Below are 18,395 nucleotides of genomic sequence, written 5' to 3' on the forward strand. Positions count from 1 at the left end.
CATGCAAAGCAGAGAGCACCCCCCGCCCGTCAGGGAACGTCATGTCGGGCAGCTGTTGCCTGCTGCGGCGCAGCGACACCCCGAGGCGGAGCTGTACTACTTTTCGAGGGACAGCAGCGCCGAGTTCCGTCTCAGCAGCTATCCGGAGCTCCTCGACCAGGCGCTCCGCGTGCTCGCCGGGCTGCGGCACCGCGGACTGCGGCCGCAGGACCGCGTCCTTGTCCGGATGGATGACGCGGCATCGTTTCTCCCGGTCTTCTGGGCCTGCCAGCTCGGGGGCTTCGTGCCGTGTCCGCTGCCGCCCCCTGCCGGGAGCGCCGAGCAGGCAGTGGCGCACCACCGGCATGTGCACCAGCTGCTGGGCGAGCCGCTGCTGGTGACCAGCGAGCGCCTTGCCCCCGAGCTCCCCGGCCTGTCCGTCGCCACCGCGGAGTACCTCTCGGACCACTCTCCTTCCGGTGAGCTGTATGACGCAGCGCCCGACGACCTCGCCCTGCTCATGCTGACCTCCGGGTCCACGGGCCGGCCCAAGGCAGTGATGCTCACCCACGCCAACCTCCTGGCAACGATGACGGCCCAGACGCAGGCCCGCACGCTCACGGCAGCGGACGTCATGATGAACTGGATCGGATTCGACCACGTCTCGGCACTTCTGGAGTTCCATCTCCTCCCGGTCCGCCTCGGGGCCTCACAGCTGCATGTGCCCTCACAGGTCGTACTGGACGATCCGCTCGACTTCCTGCGTCTGGCCTCCCGGCACGAGGTGACGACGACCTTCACCCCGAACTTCCTGCTGGGCCTCATCAACACCGCCCACCGGCAAGGACCTCCGGACACCGCTCTCGACCTGACCCGTCTGAGGCATGTCATCAGCGGCGGCGAAGCCGTCCCGTGTGCGACGGGCACGGAATTCCTCAGGAACTTCGCTCCGTCCGGGCTCCGATCCGACGCTCTGTGGCCGGCGTTCGGGATGACGGAATCCTGCGCCGGAATCATCTACTCCAGCGATTTTCCCGACGCGGACGCGGAGCACGAGTTCGCGGGTGTCGGAAACCCGGTGCAACAGCTGGACATCCGGATATGCGACACCCAAGGCAATTCAGTGGCCGATGGAGGCTGCGGGGAGGTCCAACTCCGCGGGCCCATGATCACCTCCGGATATTACCGGAACGAGGAGGCCACCCGCTCGGCGTACACCTCTGACGGATGGTTCCGCACGGGCGACCTCGGTCGGCTCACCGACGGCCGGGTGACTCTGGCCGGCCGCAGCAAAGACACCATCCTGGTCAACGGGATCAACTATTTCAGCCATGAAATCGAGACCGTACTCGGACAACTCGGGGGCATCACACCGTCTTATGTGGCGGCATTCCCCACCCGCCCGGACGGGAGCGACACCGAACAGCTCGTCATCGCCTTCCACCCGCAGGCCGCTCCTGACAGCGAACCCTCCCTCCATCGCGCGCTGACAGCAGTCCGCGACACCGTCGTCCGGCACTGGGGGTTCCGCCCGGCGCTCACCATCCCCCTCCCCCGCGAAGCATTCGCCAAGAACAGCCTGGGCAAAATCTCACGGACCAGGCTGCGCGCCCGTCTCGAAGCAGGGGAATTCGAAGACGCCATCGAGGCGACTGCCGCAGTGATGCGCCGGAGCACAGGAGAATATTCCTCTCCGCGCACAGGACGAGAGCGCTCACTCGTCGAGATCTACGGCGAGATATTCGGGATCCCTCCCGCGTCCATCAGCGCAACGGCCAACTTCTTCGACCTCGGCGGAACGTCGCTGGATCTGCTGCGTCTACGGGGCCACGCCGTCCGCCGCCTCGGCGCTCCCCGTCTCCAGACCATCGATCTCCTCACCGCTCCCACCCCACGCGCTCTCGCAGCTCGCCTCGAAGAGGACTCCGCGGGCGGAGCCAAGACCGACGACGACTACGACCCCCTCGTCCCCATGCAGCAGACCGGGACGAAGACACCTCTCTTCTGCGTCCATCCCGGCGCGGGCGAGGTCCTGGTCCTCCTGGACCTGGCGCGGCACTTCACCGGAGACAGGCCCTTCTACGCCATCCGTGCACGCGGCTTCACCGACGGCGAGACTCCGTTCACCAGCCACCATGAAATGATCTCCGCCTACACTCGGGCGATCCGGGAGAAGCAACCGCACGGCCCCTACGCCCTGGCCGGATACTCCTCCGGCGGGATCATCGCCTTCGCGATCGCCCGGAGACTCCAGTCACAGGGCGAGGAAGTCGCCTTCCTCGGTGGCATCGACTTCCCCCCGGTCCTCCGCCCCCTGCTGAGCGGCCTGGACTTCTCCGTCACGGTCTCCGTCCTTTCGCACTTCCTCGGCTTCCTCGACAAGAAACAGTCGGAGGAACTCCCCGCGGAGATCAGGGGACTTCCCCTGCGGCAGCAGATACGGACCGTCATGGACCTGGCACCGGCCGGCCGGCTCGCCGAGCTGGACATGGACCTCGAGAAATTCACGACGTGGATGACCCTGGCCGACAGCCTGAAGAAAGTCCGCGCACAGTACGAACCAGAGGGAACCGTACCGTCCATCACCATCTTCCATGGCGCCTCGCCGCCGCCGCTCCCCGTCTTCAACGACGTCGCCGACCACCGAGCCGAACAGGCCTGGATCGACCACCTGCGCCACTGGGACACGTACTCGGCCACACCCGCCCGTTACATCCAGGTGCCGGGAGAGCACCACACACTCACCGCACCACCCCATGTCACCGCCTTCCAAGCGCTGTTCCGCCGGGAAATCGACCGGAACATGCAGGACGGTCCCACTGGCTGACCGCGTCCAGCACGAATGCGATGACACCCCACGTTCTTTTCAGACGTGTTCACCTGAGAGGGAGATTGTGAGCAGTAGCCGGTTGGAGTCCATCGGGGCCTATCTGCCGTCGAATGTGATGAGTACGGAGGATCTTCTCGGGCACCTGGAGAAGGCGCCGGAATTTGATCTGGTGAAGGTGACGGGCATGTTGGAGCGGCGCGTTGCCGATGATGTCGCGGACATCCCTGAGGACAGCCTGACGATGGCCGTTGCGGCGGCCCGGGACTGTCTGGAGCGATCGCGCTTCGCCGCGGCGGAGATCGATGTCGTGATCTCCTGCTCCATCAGTCGGCTTGCGGATGGGCGTCGCCTCCAGTTCGAGCCCTCGTTTGCCTTTCGTATCGCAAGGGAGCTAGGCGCCGCAGACGCCATCCACTTCGATGTGTCCAATGCCTGCGCGGGCATGACCACGGGTGTCCTCCTGCTGGACCGGTTGATTCGTTCCGGTGCCGTGCGCAACGGCCTGGTGCTCAGCGGTGAGCAGATCACACCCATCGCCTTCACCGCGGCGCGTGAGATGGAGGACAGCCGCGATCCGCAGTTCGCGTCGATGTCCGTGGGCGACTCCGCCGTAGCCGTCGTGTTGGACCGGGCCACCGACGAGCGGGATGTGATCCATGACGTGGAGCTGATGACCAGTTCGCAGTACTCACACCTGTGCCTGGGGATGCCGAGTGATGAGACAGGTGGTTTGGCCATGTACACGGACAACAAGGAGATGCACGCGCAGGACCGGCTCTCCCTGTGGCCGGCCTTCCACCGTCACAAGCTCGCCGAGCGTGGCAGCACCTTCGCCGACGAGAGGTACGACTTCGTCATCCAGCACCAGGTCGGCAGCCGGTTCGTCGATTTCATCAATGGGGTGGGCAGGCGTCGCTTCGGGGTGCCGATGCCGCCGTCGTTGAGCGTTCTCGACAGGCTCGCCAACACCGCGAGCACCTCGCACTACCTGGTGCTGCACCAAGCACTCGCGGAAGGCCGGATACCCAGGGGTTCGAAGGTGCTCATGGTGCCCGCCGCCTCCGGTGTCGTGACCGGCTTCCTGTCCGCGACCGTCTCCTCCCTGGAGGTGTGACCATGGCCACCGTCATCACCTCGGCCGCACTGAGCCCGGCCGACGGTACCGGCAGTTCGATCGCCCACGCGGCGGCAGCGGGGCTCGCGTGCCTGGAGCGCGCCGCACTCACCCCCGCGGACGTCGACGTCCTCATCAACGTCGGTGTCTACCGGGACTCCAACATCGTCGAACCGTCCATCGCCGCGCTGGTCCAGAAGCGGATCGGCATCAACCTCGACTACCTCCATTCGCCCGGCCAGCAAGCCGCTTTCTCGTTCGACCTGATGAACGGGGCCTGCGGCACGCTCAACGCCGTCCAGGCAGCCGACGCCCTGCTGTCCACCGGGACCGCCCGCCGTGTACTGGTGGTGTCCGCCGACACCCACCCCTCGATGGACCCGTCCCGGGCCAACACGGACGCCTTCCCGTACGCGAGCACCGGAGCGGCGCTGCTCCTGGAGCACACCGGGGACGCCGACGGCTTCGGCCGCCTCCACCACCGTTCCTCCCGCTCCGGTGGGTTCGGGGTCAACGGCTATCTGCCGGTGGCCGAGGTGGGGTCCGAGGGCCGGAGCACGGTATGCGTCGATCGTGACAGCGATGCCGTCGAACGCATGCTGGATCTCGCGGTGGACACCGTCGATGCGGTCGTTGCCCGGGAGCGGGCCGCGGCTGCACCGGGAGCGGACGTCGGCCACGACTGCGGAATGGAGCTGGATCGTGTTCTGCTGGTCACCTCACAGCCCTCGCCCGGCTTCCCGGCACAGCTCGCCAAGCGCCTGTGCCTCGCATCCGACGCCGCCGTCACCGCCGAGGGCATCCACGGCGACCCGCACACCTCGGCGCTCGTGCACGGCTACTGTCAGGCACAGGACGCGGGCCGCCTCCGGCACTACGACGCGATCCTGTTCGTCGCGGTCGGCGCGGGACCGGCCTCGGCAGCCTCCCTCTACCGGCTGACCGGTTCCACCGACGGAACCGCCCGCTGATGCCCGCCGGACCACCGCGAGCCCCCCGGCAGACATCACTGGCCGGACTGCTGGCCCGGAACGCGGCCCGTACGCCGGACGCGCCCGCCGTCATCCACCCCGACGGTGACCGCAAGGACGCGTCGGGCCGGGCGGAGTACACCTCGGTCGACTACGCCGCATTCGCGTCCCGGGTCACGGCCTGCGCGGCCGGGCTGGAAGCGCACGGTCTTCGCCGCGGCACCCGTACCGCCCTGCTGGTTCCTCCCGGCGGCAACCTCCTGACGCTCGTCTTCGCCATGATGCACCTCGGCGCCGTGCCGGTGGTGGTCGATCCCGGCATGGGGTTGCACCGCATGCTCGGCTGCTTCCAGCAGGTGGAGGTCGAGGCTTTCATCGGTGTCCCGTCGGCCCAGGTCCTGCGAAGGCTGCGTCCTCGTGCCTTCACCGGCCTCCGGGCGACGGTCTCGGTGGGCCGCAGGGACGGCTCGGGCCTCACGGAGCTGATCGGGCTCGGCACCGGCCGGGAGCAGCCGCCCGCCACCGAGAACGGGTCGGACGATCTCGCGCTCATCGGGTACACCACGGGGAGCACCGGCCCGGCCAAGCCGGTCGAGTTCACCGTCGGCATGCTGCGCGGCATGGCCCACAGCGTCGAAGAAGGGCATTACACGGACGAGTTGACGACCTCTCTCGTCACCATGCCGTTGATGGGTGTTCTCGACCTGGTCGGCGGACGCACCGTGGTCGTCCCGCAGATGGACATGGCCCGGGTGGGCGCCGCCGACCCGGCCGCCCTGACGGAGGTGATACGGCGCTTCTCGGTCCATGCCATGTTCGCGTCCCCGGCCCTGCTGGCACCGCTCGCCTCCCATCTCGCCGAGTCCGGAACCGCACTGCCCTCGCTGCGCCTGGTCATCTCGGGCGGCGCCCCGGTGAGCCCCGCCCTGATGCGCGGGTTGCGGGCCGTACTGACCGACGAGGCACGCGTGTACAGCACCTACGGGGCCACCGAGGCTCTGCCGATGGCTCAGTTGGAGAGCCGCGCGGCGCTCACCCGGATCGCCGAGGGACCGGCTGCGGGACTCGGTGTGTGCCTGGGCCGCCCGGCTCCCGGCATCACGCTGCGCACCATCACGATCAGTGACCGGCCGGTGCACCGCTGGACCCCGGACCTGCCGACGGCACCGGGAGAGCCGGGGGAGATCGTCGTGCGCGGCCCGGCCGTCAGCCCCCGGTACTTCAGGTCTCCCCGGGCGGACGCCGACCACAAGATCCAGGACGGTGAGCACCGCTGGCACCGCACCGGTGATGTCGGACGGATCGACGAGGAGGGACGGATCTGGTTCTGCGGACGCAAGAGCCAGCGGGTCCGCACCGCCGAAGGCGATCTGCACACGGTGCGCTGTGAGCACGTCTTCAACGCCCATCCTGCCGTGCAGCGCTCCGCCCTGGTGGGCGTCGGTCCCTACGGTGAGCAGCAACCGGTGCTGTGCGTGGAGCTGGCGCCGGACACCGACACATCCCAATGGCCGTGCATCGAGCGTGAGTTGCACGACCTGGGCGCGAGCAACCCCATGACCAAGCCCGTCACCCGGTTCCTGGTGCACCCGGGCTTCCCGGTGGACGTACGGCACAACGCCAAGATCCGCAGGGAGTTGCTCGCGGGCTGGGCCGAGGACCGTCTCACCGAACGGCTCCGCCCGACGGCCGGCGACCTGGGTCTGCGGGCCGTGCCGTTGCTCGGCTGGGCCTACATCGCGGCCTGGCCGTTCCTGCCCTGGGACCATCCGGCTCTCACCGCACTGTGGTGGGTCGACGTCTTTCTGAGCGTCGTCGTCCACGCGGCGCAGATACCGGCCGCCCTGCGCATGGAGCAAGAGCTCGCCAGCGGGCGCACACCACGGGCCACCGCCGCTCTCACCCTGCTCTTCGGGGCCACATGGTGGCGGACGGCCCTGCGCAGAAGGAAGGCCGCCGCGGCATGAAGGTACTGGTGACGGGCGCGTCCGGATTCCTGGGCAGCCATATCGTCGACGCCTGTCTGCGCGCCGGGGACGAAGTGCGGGTGCTGGTGCGCGAACACAGCGACCTGGAGTACCTGCGGACCGTCCCGGGCATCGATTTCGCCTACGGAGACCTGCGGGACACCGCGTCGCTGCGTGCGGCGGCGGACGGCATCGAGGCCGTGCACCACAGTGCCGCACGGGTGACCGACAGGGGCACGCGGGCCCAGTTCCTGGACGAGAATGTCGAGGGGACCCGGCGTCTGATGACGGCGGCCCGCGAGGCGGGGGCCCGTCGGTTCGTCTTCATCAGCAGCCCCAGTGCGCTGATGGGAGTCCGTGACGGCGACCGGCTCGGCATCGACGAGAGCGAGCCCTACCCCCGCCGCTTCCTCAACCTCTACTCGGAGACCAAGGCCGCCGCCGAGCGGATGGTGCTGGCCGCCGACCGGCCGGAGTTCACCACGGTCGCCCTGCGGCCCCGTGCCGTGTGGGGTCCGCGCGACCACTCCGGTTTCATGCCCAGGCTGCTTGCCCAGATGATGACGGGCAGTCTGCCCGACCTGTCCGGCGGCAGACAGGTCCACGCCTCGTTGTGCCACTGCGACAACGCCGCCGCAGCCGGCGTCCGCGCCGCCCGTGCCGAAGGAGTCGGCGGCAGGGCGTACTTCATCGCGGACCCCGAGCCGGTGGAGGTCTGGAGCACGCTCGCCGACCTGGCCGCACGCTTCGGCGGCACGCCGCCCACCAAGCGGGTCTCCCCCGGCCTGCTGCGCGCTGCCGCGTTCACCGCGGACATGCTCTGGAAACTACCGCCGCTGGCCCGGCGTTCGGCACCACCGCTCTCGCGCTACTCACTGGCCTTGCTGACCCGTTCGGCGACGTACGACACCTCGGCGGCGCGGCGTGACCTGGTCGCACCGGAAGTGGACCACGAGACCGGCATGGCGCGGCTGACGGAGTGGATCGACAGCATCGGTGGCGTCGACCAGTACCTCCGGAACTTCCCACAAGGAGCCCCCCATTGAACACACTGCACATGCGTGAGGGCGGCCCTGACGACGCTCTCGCCACCCTCAGCCTGCTGGACAAAGCCACCGAATGGCTGGCAACGCGTGGACGAACCGCGCAGTGGGGGGCGGATCCTTGGTCCTCGCAACCTGCCTCGGTGCGACGCATTCGACGTTATGCCAAGGAAATGACCGTCCGCGTTGCCGAACTCGAGGGCACCGTTGCCGGTGTGTCCATCCTGTCGGAGACGCCCCAGCCGTATGTGGACTCCGCGGCCGAGCAGGAGATGTACATCTTGCTGCTCGTCACGGACCGCGAGCTGACCGGCCGGGGTGTCGGGCGGGCACTGGTCGACGATGCCTGCGCACAGGCGGTGCGCCGCGGGATCGGCCTCCTCAGGACGGACTGCTACGACGGTGACGGCGCACTGGTCAGGCACTACCAGAGACTGGGATTCCGGCCCGCGGAGTCGATACGGGTCTACAGATCGGGCACCGCGGACACCTGGCCATGCAGAGTACTTGAGATGCGGGTCTGACCATTACTGCAATCTGACCATGACTGCAATCGGCGGGAAGTAGAGATGGCGGGACACCAGCAGCAGGAATTTTCAGGTGAAGCAGTGTCAGGTTCGGGCCTCTTTCGGCGGTTCGTGTCCCCGAGCGAGTGGATCTACCTTGCCGGAGAACGGTCGGCACCACCCTTTGCCATCCAATACGTCGTGGAGGGAACCGGCTCTCTCGATGAGGGCAGAGTGGCCGAAGCGGTCGCTCGGTCGGCAGCTGCCTGCCCCGGGGCGCGGCTGGTACGGCGTGGCACGGTGTGGGTGGACAGCCAACGAGCACCCGGAGTCCGCACCGTGGGCGACTGGGGTGCGCAGACGTCCGGGGCGCTCGACACAAGCGCCGGGCGCAGTTGCGAAGTAGTCCTACGGGATGGGGACGCGCCCGCGCTGCTCTTCCGAGCCCACCATGCGGTCATGGACGGCCGGGGCGTACTCGACTGGGTCCTGGACACTTTTCGTGCCCTGCGTGACCAGGAGCCGTTGGGTGCCCGGTCCGGGCTGTCCGACATGGCTCTGCTCGACGAACTCGGTGCGCGGGGTCGGCGGCCCGGCCTGGTTCCACGGTTCCGCTCGCCACTGGGCCGCCGGGCGGCTGGTTCCGGCCGTGGGTGGCTGCATCGCACGGTGGACGGCTCGCATGCGGCGGTGGTCGCCAAAGCTGCTGCTGCGCTCACGCGCACCACCGGTGATGCCACACGCGTGATGGTGCCGGTCGACCTGCGCCGGCACCGTCCGGGTCTGCGGTCCACCGCCAATCTCAGCCTTCCCGTCTTCCTCGACGGACAGGCCGGGGAAGGCTGGGAGCAGTGGCACGAGCGACTGCTGCACGCTCTGGAGCACAACCACGAGCTCACGAGGGGCAGTGAGGCCGTCGCGCTCAAGATCCCCCTGGGGCCGCTGAGTACGATCCTGAGCCTGGGTGACATGGGTACGCGTGCCGTGAACCGGTATCCGTGTTCAGCCCTGATCACTCATCTCGGCCGGGTCGACGAAGAAGACTTGCAGGCACCGGGCTTCCAGCCCACGGATGTGTACACGCTGCCCCAGCGGGTCCCCCTCATTCCACTCGCCTTGGCCGCGACGGAGTTCGGCGGCACCACTCGGCTCACCATGGCCCGCCCCACCGAACCCGCTGCTGCCCGGAAGGCCGAGCAGATCCTTGATGCCATCGCGGAGGAACTGCTGCCCACCGCTCACCGCGGCCCCTCGGTCACCGGCCGGCGGGCAGCACACCGCCCTGCCACCCTCGTCCAGATGCTGCGGCAGCAGGTGGAGCGCACCCCGAACGCGACCGCACTGCTCGGGCCCGATGGCCGACTCAGCTACGCGGAACTGGACCGCCGCTCCGACGCCGTTGCCACCGCGCTCCGCAAGCACGGTGCGGGAGCCGGCTCCCTCATCGGTCTGCTCAGCCACCGGACTGCATCGGCGATCACGGGGCTCTGGGCCGCTCTCAAGATCGGTGCCGCCTACCTGCCGTTGGATCCGAACCACCCCCACAGCCGCACCACAGCACTCCTGGCCGACGCAGGCGCCGCCCTCTGCCTGGTCGGCGGCGACGCCCACAGCGGGCACGACGGATTTCCGTGCCCCGCTCTCGAGCTGGAAGACCTCATGGGCCCTTCGCCCGCACAGGAACCGTCGGCAGACAGTTCCTGCCCTTGCCGCCCCAGGCCGAACGACCTCGCGTACGTCATCTACACCTCCGGGTCGACGGGCAAGCCCAAAGGCGTCATGGTCGAGCACTCGGCCATCACCCACTACACGCGCTGGGCGATCCGCCAGTACGGCATCCGCGAAGACACCAGGTTCGCGGTATTCACCTCGCTCGCCTTCGACCTCACCGGCACCGCCCACCTACTGCCGCTCCTGGCCGGCGGCAGCGTGACCCTCATCCCCGAGGAACCCGACCACATCACCCTCACCGACGCCCTCACCAACTCCGGAGCGAACTCGCTCAAGGTCACGCCCGCACACCTCGAACTCATCACCCGCCTCGATGTCCGGCCCCGGGGCTTTCGCCTCGTCGTCGTCGGTGGCGAACAACTGCGGGGCGAACTCGCCGCCCGCAGCCAGGACATGTTCGGCCCCGACTGCCGCATCATCAACGAGTACGGCCCCACCGAAGCAACCATCGGCTGCATCACTCACACTTTCGACCCCGAACGTGACGCAGCACGCCACGCCGTCCCCATCGGCCTCCCCGCCGACAACACCGCCGTTCACCTCCTCGACCCACGAGGCGTCCCCGTCCCCCACGGCGAGCGAGGCGAAATTCATCTCGCCACCGCGCAACTCGCCCGCGGCTACCTCCATCGTCCCGATCTGACACGCGAACGCTTCCGCACACTCGCCGACGGCACCCGTGCCTACCGCACCGGAGACCTCGCCCGGCTCACTCCCGAAGGACTCCTCGAGTACCTCGGACGCAGCGACGGCCAACTCTCCATCCGGGGACACCGCATCGAACCCGAAGAAGTAGAAGCCGCACTCGAAAGCCACCCGGATGTCACCCAGGCCGTGGTCCTCGCCAGACCGGTCCGCCGCGACGGCCCGGCCGCCCTGTGTGCCTACATCACAGGAAACACCGAACCCGAGCCCATCCAGGAACACGCGGCACGACTTCTTCCCTCCTACCTCGTTCCCGCAGCCATCCAGGTTCTCGACCGTTTCCCGCTCACCGTGAACGGAAAAATTGACACTGCTGCGCTCCCCTCACCCACAAGCCTCCGCATACGGCAGGGAGAGCGAGAGGAAGAGCAGGGCAGCAACGACGCCGCCCACCGAGCCATAGCGGGGATTTGGGCAAAAATTCTGGAAGTGGATCCGGACACCCTCACTCCCGAATCCGACTTCACCCGCCTCGGCGGCGACTCACTCGAACTGCTTACCATGCTCCAACACGTCGCGCAGGAGATCACCGCCCCCGAGGACAGGCGAGAGTTCCAAACGAAGATCCGCGATCTCGTCGGCCGGCCCACGCTGCACAACGTCACTCGGGCAGCGCACCGGGGACAGGATCCAGCAGCGACGAGCCGGCTCCTGGAGTCCGCTCGCAAGGGCGGGACGACCGATCACAGATCCGAAAGGCCATAGGCTCGTTCCCGGCGGGGCATCGACCGCCGCCGACCAGCCGGCGGACTCCCCGCGTCCGTACGTCCGAGCCAGGGATATGACGATGACCCCGCAGTCCTACCTCACCGATCTCTTCTCGCTGGAGGGCCGCACCGCCCTTGTCACCGGCGGCAGTTCGGGGATCGGGCGGGCCATCGCCGGGGCACTCGCGCACGCGGGGGCGAGCGTGGTGATCGTGGCACGGCGTGAGGCCCAACTCGCGGCCGCCGTAGGGGAACTGACCGCCGAGGGCTGCCGGGCGGCCTGGGTGAGCGCCGATCTGGGTTCGCGCGACGGGGTACGGGCGGCGGCCGAGGAGGCGGCGGCGGCCTTCGGGGAGCCGGACATTCTGGTCAACTCCGCCGGGATCAACCTGCGTCCGCCGATGGACGAGCTGACGGAGGAGGTGTGGGACGCCACCATGGCGGTGAACCTGGAGGCGCCCTATCTGCTCGGCCGACGCTTCGGCCCGGCGATGGCGGAGCGCGGCTTCGGACGGATCATCCATGTGTCCTCGCAGCAGGCGCACCGGGCCTTCGTCCAGAGCGGCGCCTACGGGGTCTCCAAGGGCGGCCTGGAGTCGCTCGCCCGTTCCCAGGCGGAGGCCTGGTCCCCGTACGGCGTCACGGCCAACACCCTCGTCCCCGGCTTTGTGATGACCCCGCTGAACCGGCGGCTGTCGTCCGATCCCGCCAAGGTGGCCGAGCTGGCCGCCCGTACGATGCTCGGCCGCAATGGTCTCGCGGAGGACTTCGCCGGCGCGGCGGTCTTCCTGGCGAGCCGTTCCTCCGCGTACATCACCGGACAGTCCCTGTTTGTCGACGGCGGACTGTCGGTCCACTGAGGCCGGGGGTCGCCCGCGCGGAACCGGCCGGGATCCGGCCATGCGGGATGCGGCGCGCCCGTTCCGGGAGCGGGGCGGCGGTTAGGGTCGCGGTATGGACGTCCGCGTGGACATCGTCAGGGAGGCGAGCGGCGAACTGGTCGACGCCTTCGCCCGGCTGCTGCCGCAGCTGTCCGCCACGGCAGCGCCGCTCGACCACGAGGCGGTCGACCGGATGGTGACCTGTGACGCCACCACCATCCTTGTCGCCCGGACACCGGAGGCGGTCGTCGGGACGCTGACTCTGGTGCTGCTGCCTCTGGCGTCGGGGCTGCGGGGCCGTATCGAGGATGTGGTCGTCGACAGCGGGGCGCGCGGCCTGGGGGTCGCCGGTCTCCTCACCCAGGAGGCCGTGCGGATCGCCCGGGAGGCGGGCGCTCGTACGGTGGATCTCACGTCCCGGCCGGATCGTGCGGCAGCGAACCGGCTGTACGAGCGGGTCGGCTTCCGGGCCCGGCAGTCGACCGTCTACCGCTTTCCGCTCAACGGGTAGCAGGCCTCTCGGTGAGCGGCAACCGAGGTGCCCGGGTGCCCAGTTCGCCGATGAGCCGTCGGTAGGTGTCGAAGGCGGCCTTGGGGGTGTAGTCGTCGCGGAGGAGGCCGAAGCGGTGGAAGAGTTTGTTGCCCGCGCTGTCGGCGTCGCGCAGGGCGAAGAACGAGTACGCGTCGATGTTCAGGTCCGCCGACAGGGCTTCAACGGTCCGGACGACGGTTTCGAGGGTCTCGGCCTGTCGCTGTTCGGTGCGGCCGGGGCCGGTGGGCCAGCCGTTCTCGCAGATGCGCAGCGGGACGGTGTCCGGAATCCGGGCCTTCGGCAGGTCGGTGCGACGGAGGGCCGTGAGGACCCCGGCGACCGCCGCTGCCAGCCGGTCGGCGGGGAGGGGCCGGAACACATCCGGGAAGAAGTCCAGGCCGACATAGTCGAGGCTCCGCAGAAAGCGGGCGTCGGCCAGGTCGCCCAGCCGCGGCCAGAAGGTGTCGGCCGGGTCGAAGGTCGGTACCGCGTTGAAGCCGACCGCCAGATCGAACCCCAGGGCTTCGGCCTCCCGCTTGGCCGCGACGACCCCTTGGACGAGCGCGTTCAGGACGTTCGGGGTGCTGCCGTCCAGCGCGGGGAGCGTGGCGTTGGGCTCTTCACAGATCTGGAGTGACGCCAGCCGCGGCCCGGCTGTCCGGACCGTGGTGCGGATGAAGTCCAGCCATCCTTCCAACTCGCCCGACGGCTCACGGAACTGCACCACGAGGTCGAGCGGGCGCCCCGGCCGCAGGCAGGCCTCCGGGTCGGCGGGAGTGGGGGGCTCCTCCGGTGTCACGGTGCCGGCGAAGGGGCGGTAGGCGCGCACCGACAACAGGGCGGCGCTGTCGCCCTGGAGCCGGTCGAGTGCTTCGACGACGCGGCGCGGGTCGTCCGGAGTTGACCGGGCTGACGACTCCCTGTTCGTCGCCCAGCAGGCCGCCGGGGTAGATGCCGAAGGTCAAGGGCATGGTCATGTCCCCCTGGAATCCAGAATTTTGGTGTCACTGCAATTTTGGCGTGACACTATCATTTGGGTATGGGCCTTCGAGAGATAAAGAAGCGGCAGACCCGCACGGCGATCGCCGATGCGGCACTGGCGCTGTTTCTGGAGCACGGCTTCGACCAGGTCACCGTGGCCGAGGTGGCACGGCAGGCGGGGGTGTCCACCAACACCGTGTTCAACTACTTCCCCGCCAAGGAGGACCTCTTCTTCGACCGCCAGGCGGAGGTCGAGGGGCATCTCGCCGCACTGGTGCGCGATCGCGCTCCCGGCGCCTGCCCGGCGGAGGCCGTCCGCGACGATCTGCTGGCCGCCCTGCGGCGCGACGAGCCGACGCTCGGACTCCGGCCCGGCGCCCCGAGGTTCTGGCAGGTCATCGGCGACAGTCCGGCACTGCGGGCACGGGAACGGGAGATCGGCGAACGCGCGGAGGCCGCCCTGGCGACCGCCCTGGCCGAGCACCCGCCGCGGAGTACAGGGGCATCGGACGGCGTCGGGCTCCCGATGGCCGCGCTTGTGGCAGGTGCCGTCGCCGGTACCTACCGGGCCGCCGTGCGGGAGGTGCGACGGCGCATCATGTCCGGCGAGTCACCCCAAGTCGCCCGGGACGCGGTCGCCTCGGCGGCACTTCCGGCCTTCGGCCTGCTCTGCTCGGGGCTGCACGCGACCGCCTCCCCGGAACAGCCGCCGGGAGACCCGGAGCAGTGAACGCGAGCCCCGGACCGGCCCGCGGAAGTGCCGGACCGCCCCGCCGCAGCCCCGAACCCGTCCGCTGAAGCGCCGCCGGGCCACCCCGCGGCAACCCCCAACCCGCCCGCTGAAGCCTCGGAGCACATCCACAGCCGCCGCCCCCGTTCCTAAAAGTATTAGGTGAATGCATAATGGATATCGGCGAAGGGAAGGAGAGCCATGGCTCGAGCAGGACTCACCACCGAGCGACTGACCCGCGCAGGGGCCGAGTTGGCCGATGAGGTCGGCTTCGAGCAGGTGACGGTTTCGGCACTCGCCCGGCGGTTCGACGTCAAGGTCGCGAGTCTCTACTCGCATCTGAAGGGTTCCCAGGACCTCAGGACCAGGATCGCCCTGTTCGCCCTGGAGGAACTCGCCGACCGGGTCGCCGACGCCCTGGCCGGGCGGGCCGGGAAGGACGCCCTGATGGCGTTCGCGCAGGCCTACCGCGACTACGCCCGGGAGCACCCCGGCCGCTACGACGCGGCCCGGCTCAGGCTCGACCCCGGGACGGCGGCCGCCAGTGCGGGCGTACGGCACGCGCAGATGTCACGGGCGATCCTGCGCGGCTACGACCTGGCGGAGCCGGACCAGACCCACGCGGTCCGCCTGCTGGGCAGTGTGTTCCACGGCTACATCAGCCTGGAGATGAGCGGAGGCTTCAGCCATACCGCCGTCCCCGCGGAGGAGTCCTGGTCCTGGGTCGTGGACTCGCTCGACACCCTGCTCCGCAACCGGACCGCACCCTGACCGTCCCGCCCGCCACCCACCCACCCACCCGGACACCTCGACCGACGGACTGAGGCCATGAACAGCGAGCACGACTGGATCACCACCCCGCTCACCCCGGACATGCTGCGCGGCGCCCTCGATGTGGAACACACCTCGCACGGTCTGCTGCCGCACCGGCTCACCGCCCCGGCGCGGCGGCAGATCCCCGACGACCAGCTGGCCATGGCCGAGGCCCAGCCGTCGGGCGTGCGCGTGGTCTTCCGCACCCGGGCCACCGCCGTCGAGCTGGACACGCTGCCCACCAAGAGGGCCTACGAGGGCTACCCGCAACCGGCGGACGGCGTCTACGACCTGCTGGTGGACGGCCGCCTCGCCGCCCAGGCCACCGTGCCCGGCGGCAGGACACAGGTGGTGGACATGGCCGCGCAGACGGTCGAGCTGCGCGAAGGCCCGCCCGGCACCGCCCGGTTCACCGGTCTGCCCTCCGGCGACAAGCACATCGAGATCTGGCTTCCTCACAACGAGATCACCGAGCTGATCGCCCTGCGGACCGACGCCCCCGTCACACCGGTAGGGGACGGCGGGCGCACGGTGTGGCTGCACCACGGCAGTTCCATCAGCCATGGCTCGGTCGCGCCCCATCCGACCGCGATCTGGCCCGCCCTGGCCGCCGCACAGGCCGGGGTGGAACTGGTCAATCTGGGGTTCGGCGGCAGCGCGCTGCTCGACCCCTTCACGGCCCGCGCGATGCGCGACACCCCGGCGGACCTGATCAGTGTCAAGATCGGCATCAATATCGTGAACGCCGATGTGATGCGGCTGCGCGCCTTCGTACCCGCCGTCCACGGCTTCCTCGACACGCTCAGGGAAGGGCATCCGACCACACCACTCCTGGTCGTCTCCGCCATCCTGTGCCCGATCCAGGAGGACACTCCCGGCCCCCTCCTGCCCGACTCCGAGGGCGGAACCATGCGCCTCAAGGCCACCGGTGACCCGGCCGAACGCATCGCCGGGCGGCTGACGCTCCGGGTCATCCGCGACGAACTCGCCCGGATCGTGGACGAGCGGAGGGCCGACGATCCGCATCTTCACTACCTCGACGGCCGGGAACTCTACGGCGAGGAGGACTACGCCGAACTGCCGCTGCCGGACGAGGTCCACCCCGATCTGGCCGGCCACCGCCGCATCGGCGAGAACTTCGCACGACTCGCGTTCCGCACCGACGGCCCCTTCGCCCCCGCCACCGGCTGACCCGGCAGGGGCCCGACCAGAGGGGGCGGGACGGGGGGCGGGGACGGCCGGATACCAAGCCTTTGCCGATTCGGGGGCATCGCTCGAACCGCCCCCCATCTGCACGGATTCCGCTTTGTCCGGTTCATGGGGCCGCATGTCGCGCCGAGTTCACCGCACTGCCCTTCCTTCGGGTTCTACGCGCGTGGTGTCATGCACGCGCTCACCACGTCCTCCCCCGGTGAGCGTCCCCCGACCAGGAGTCACGCATGCTGTGGAAGCTCCTCGGGCGTGCAGGTGTCGCCACGGCGGCCGGTGCCGCCGTACTCGCCACCGCGATCCCCGCACACGCCGCCGACTACTCCGCCTTCGCCTTCTCCCGGAGTGGCAGCCAGCCCGCCGTCTACGACTTCATCAACTCGGCCACCCGCTCCCTCGACATGACCATGTACGAGTTGGAGGACACCACGGCCGTCGACGACCTCATAGCCCTGAAGAACAAGGGTGTCACCGTACGGGTCGTGCTGGACCGTCAGCACCAGAGCGAGGACGGCCCGGCGTACAACTCCCTGAAGAGCGCGGGCATCGGAGTCGCATGGTCGTCCTCCGCGTTCGTCTACACCCACCAGAAGACCATCACCGTGGACGGCACCACGTCGCTGGTCCTGACCGGGAACCTCACCTCGCAGTACTACGAGACCAGCCGTGACTACGGCGTCTTCGACGACGACAGCCGCGATGTCGCCTCGATCGAGAAGGTCTTCGACGCAGACTACGCGGGTACTCCGGTCACCCCCACCGACGGCGACCACCTTCTGTGGTCCCCCACCGACTCCCGCAGCAGACTGCTCTCCCTGGTCAACGGTGCCACGGCAACGCTGGACGTGGAGGAGCTGGAACTCGGCGACAGCGGTGTGGTCAACGCCGTCGTGGCACGGGCGAAGGCGGGCGTCGCCGTACGCGTGGTGCTGGAGAGCCCGTCCGGCTACTCCCGCCAGGTGTCCGCGATCAAGGCGGCGGGCGGCACCGTCGTGGGGTACTCCGACCCGAACGGCTTCTACATTCACGCCAAGGCGATGGTCGCCGACTACGGCCTCGCCACCCAGAAGGTGGAGGCGGGGTCCATGAACATCAGCAGCAACTCGCTCGACAGAAACCGGGAGTTGGGCATCGTCCTCACGGGGACCGGGGTGGCGGAGTCCGTCGCCACCACCGTGGAGACCACCTTCGACAGCGACTTCGCGGGAGGAACGTCCGCCTGACCGCAACCGCAGCCCGCGGTCCGGTCCGGTACGGTCCGGCGGATCAACGACCGGCGGACACGCTCCGCATGGCCTCACGCATGGTCTTCGCGGTGGCTGTCGCGTCATAGCCCTCCGGGACCCCCTCGACCAGGATGATGTCGCCCGCGATGTGCTGCGCGCGCAGGGGCGCGATCTCCTGGTACGCGGGGGAGTCCCACCAGGCCCGCGCCTCGGCGATCCCGGGGAAGACGATCACCACGACATGACCGGGCCAGCTGCCCTCCTTCACCTCGTGCTGCGCGCCGTGCACGAGGAAGCGGCCGCCGTACGGCTCGAAGGTGGAGGTGATGTGCTCGATGTACTCGGCGATCTCCGGGTGCGGGGCGGACTCCTGAAGGTGGGCTATGGCGTAGGCAGACATGATGTCCTCCGGGTCGGTCGGGCTCCGTATGCAGACGAGCGTGGCACGGCGTCCGGGCCGGGTCGATGAC

Annotated in this window: 15 protein-coding genes; 13 read left to right on the forward strand and 2 right to left on the reverse strand. The window is 69.2% G+C overall.

Annotated elements, in window-relative coordinates:
* Position 1: 1 nt before the first annotated feature.
* The 9 genes from ACIHAA_RS30600 to ACIHAA_RS30640 all read left to right on the forward strand — a co-directional run bounded on the left by ACIHAA_RS30600 (position 2) and on the right by ACIHAA_RS30640 (position 12,945).
* A complete protein-coding gene (locus ACIHAA_RS30600) occupies positions 2-2,806 on the forward strand; it encodes an AMP-binding protein (protein WP_399822870.1) in 2,805 nt (934 codons plus the stop codon).
* A gap of 67 nt (positions 2,807-2,873) precedes the next feature.
* On the forward strand, positions 2,874-3,923 hold the full coding sequence (locus ACIHAA_RS30605; protein WP_399822872.1) for a 3-oxoacyl-ACP synthase III family protein: 1,050 nt from the start codon (positions 2,874-2,876) through the stop codon (positions 3,921-3,923).
* 2 nt (positions 3,924-3,925) lie between these two features.
* Complete coding sequence (locus tag ACIHAA_RS30610; RefSeq protein ID WP_399822874.1) at positions 3,926-4,894, forward strand: hypothetical protein; 969 nt, start codon at positions 3,926-3,928, stop codon at positions 4,892-4,894.
* Positions 4,894-6,861, forward strand: coding sequence for a fatty acid CoA ligase family protein (locus ACIHAA_RS30615; protein WP_399822876.1), 1,968 nt, complete (start codon positions 4,894-4,896; stop codon positions 6,859-6,861). The genes ACIHAA_RS30610 and ACIHAA_RS30615 overlap by 1 nt, the downstream gene beginning before the upstream one ends.
* A complete protein-coding gene (locus tag ACIHAA_RS30620) occupies positions 6,858-7,907 on the forward strand; it encodes an NAD-dependent epimerase/dehydratase family protein (RefSeq protein ID WP_399822878.1) in 1,050 nt (349 codons plus the stop codon). Before ACIHAA_RS30615 ends, ACIHAA_RS30620 begins: the two co-directional genes overlap by 4 nt.
* Positions 7,908-7,918: 11 nt before the next feature.
* Positions 7,919-8,428: a GNAT family N-acetyltransferase gene (locus ACIHAA_RS30625; protein ID WP_399822975.1), complete on the forward strand. Its 510-nt coding sequence runs from the start codon at positions 7,919-7,921 to the stop codon at positions 8,426-8,428.
* Between the two features lie 441 nt (positions 8,429-8,869).
* Positions 8,870-11,551, forward strand: a complete 2,682-nt coding sequence (locus tag ACIHAA_RS30630; RefSeq protein ID WP_399822880.1) for a non-ribosomal peptide synthetase — start codon at positions 8,870-8,872, stop codon at positions 11,549-11,551.
* Positions 11,552-11,633: 82 nt separating this feature from the next.
* Positions 11,634-12,413 carry an SDR family NAD(P)-dependent oxidoreductase gene (locus ACIHAA_RS30635; RefSeq protein ID WP_399822882.1) on the forward strand — a complete coding sequence of 260 codons (780 nt, stop codon included), beginning with the start codon at positions 11,634-11,636 and terminating at the stop codon, positions 12,411-12,413.
* A gap of 94 nt (positions 12,414-12,507) precedes the next feature.
* Positions 12,508-12,945, forward strand: a complete 438-nt coding sequence (locus ACIHAA_RS30640) for a GNAT family N-acetyltransferase (RefSeq protein WP_399822884.1) — start codon at positions 12,508-12,510, stop codon at positions 12,943-12,945.
* Here the strand turns inward: ACIHAA_RS30640 and ACIHAA_RS30645 are convergent.
* Positions 12,935-13,795, reverse strand: coding sequence for a hypothetical protein (locus ACIHAA_RS30645; protein ID WP_399822886.1), 861 nt, complete (start codon positions 13,793-13,795; stop codon positions 12,935-12,937). The two genes, ACIHAA_RS30640 and ACIHAA_RS30645, sit on opposite strands and share 11 nt — an antisense overlap.
* Positions 13,796-14,005: 210 nt before the next feature.
* Here ACIHAA_RS30645 and ACIHAA_RS30650 point away from each other — a divergent pair, with 210 nt between their 5' ends.
* The 4 genes from ACIHAA_RS30650 (at position 14,006) to ACIHAA_RS30665 (ending at position 17,922) form a co-directional block, all read left to right on the forward strand.
* The gene (locus ACIHAA_RS30650) at positions 14,006-14,677 is read left to right on the forward strand and encodes a TetR/AcrR family transcriptional regulator (RefSeq protein ID WP_399822888.1); all 672 of its coding nucleotides are present in this window, start codon (positions 14,006-14,008) and stop codon (positions 14,675-14,677) included.
* A 201-nt stretch (positions 14,678-14,878) separates the two neighbouring features.
* Entirely contained in the window at positions 14,879-15,448 is a 570-nt protein-coding gene (locus ACIHAA_RS30655; protein WP_399822890.1) for a TetR/AcrR family transcriptional regulator, read from the forward strand.
* Between the two features lie 57 nt (positions 15,449-15,505).
* Positions 15,506-16,681: a GDSL-type esterase/lipase family protein gene (locus ACIHAA_RS30660; protein ID WP_399822892.1), complete on the forward strand. Its 1,176-nt coding sequence runs from the start codon at positions 15,506-15,508 to the stop codon at positions 16,679-16,681.
* Between the two features lie 248 nt (positions 16,682-16,929).
* A complete protein-coding gene (locus ACIHAA_RS30665; RefSeq protein WP_399822894.1) occupies positions 16,930-17,922 on the forward strand; it encodes a phospholipase D-like domain-containing protein in 993 nt (330 codons plus the stop codon).
* A gap of 43 nt (positions 17,923-17,965) precedes the next feature.
* On the opposite strand, the gene ACIHAA_RS30670 is transcribed toward ACIHAA_RS30665, so the two are convergent.
* Entirely contained in the window at positions 17,966-18,325 is a 360-nt protein-coding gene (locus tag ACIHAA_RS30670; RefSeq protein WP_399822896.1) for a DUF1330 domain-containing protein, read from the reverse strand.
* Positions 18,326-18,395: the final 70 nt, after the last annotated feature.

The organism is Streptomyces sp. NPDC052040 (assembly GCF_044548405.1).
Classification (GTDB): domain Bacteria; phylum Actinomycetota; class Actinomycetes; order Streptomycetales; family Streptomycetaceae; genus Streptomyces.

Bases quoted from the DNA above. Each gene is read 5' to 3' on its own strand.
- ACIHAA_RS30600 (WP_399822870.1), top strand. From the start codon at position 2: ATGCAAAGCAGAGAGCACCCCCCGCCCGTCAGGGAACGTCATGTCGGG.
- ACIHAA_RS30610 (WP_399822874.1), top strand. From the start codon at position 3,926: ATGGCCACCGTCATCACCTCGGCCGCACTGAGCCCGGCCGACGGTACC.
- ACIHAA_RS30615 (WP_399822876.1), top strand. From the start codon at position 4,894: ATGCCCGCCGGACCACCGCGAGCCCCCCGGCAGACATCACTGGCCGGA.
- ACIHAA_RS30620 (WP_399822878.1), top strand. From the start codon at position 6,858: ATGAAGGTACTGGTGACGGGCGCGTCCGGATTCCTGGGCAGCCATATC.
- ACIHAA_RS30625 (WP_399822975.1), top strand. From the start codon at position 7,919: ATGCGTGAGGGCGGCCCTGACGACGCTCTCGCCACCCTCAGCCTGCTG.
- ACIHAA_RS30630 (WP_399822880.1), top strand. From the start codon at position 8,870: ATGGACGGCCGGGGCGTACTCGACTGGGTCCTGGACACTTTTCGTGCC.
- ACIHAA_RS30635 (WP_399822882.1), top strand. From the start codon at position 11,634: ATGACCCCGCAGTCCTACCTCACCGATCTCTTCTCGCTGGAGGGCCGC.
- ACIHAA_RS30640 (WP_399822884.1), top strand. From the start codon at position 12,508: ATGGACGTCCGCGTGGACATCGTCAGGGAGGCGAGCGGCGAACTGGTC.
- ACIHAA_RS30650 (WP_399822888.1), top strand. From the start codon at position 14,006: ATGGGCCTTCGAGAGATAAAGAAGCGGCAGACCCGCACGGCGATCGCC.
- ACIHAA_RS30655 (WP_399822890.1), top strand. From the start codon at position 14,879: ATGGCTCGAGCAGGACTCACCACCGAGCGACTGACCCGCGCAGGGGCC.
- ACIHAA_RS30660 (WP_399822892.1), top strand. From the start codon at position 15,506: ATGAACAGCGAGCACGACTGGATCACCACCCCGCTCACCCCGGACATG.
- ACIHAA_RS30665 (WP_399822894.1), top strand. From the start codon at position 16,930: ATGCTGTGGAAGCTCCTCGGGCGTGCAGGTGTCGCCACGGCGGCCGGT.
- ACIHAA_RS30670 (WP_399822896.1), bottom strand. From the start codon at position 18,325: ATGTCTGCCTACGCCATAGCCCACCTTCAGGAGTCCGCCCCGCACCCG.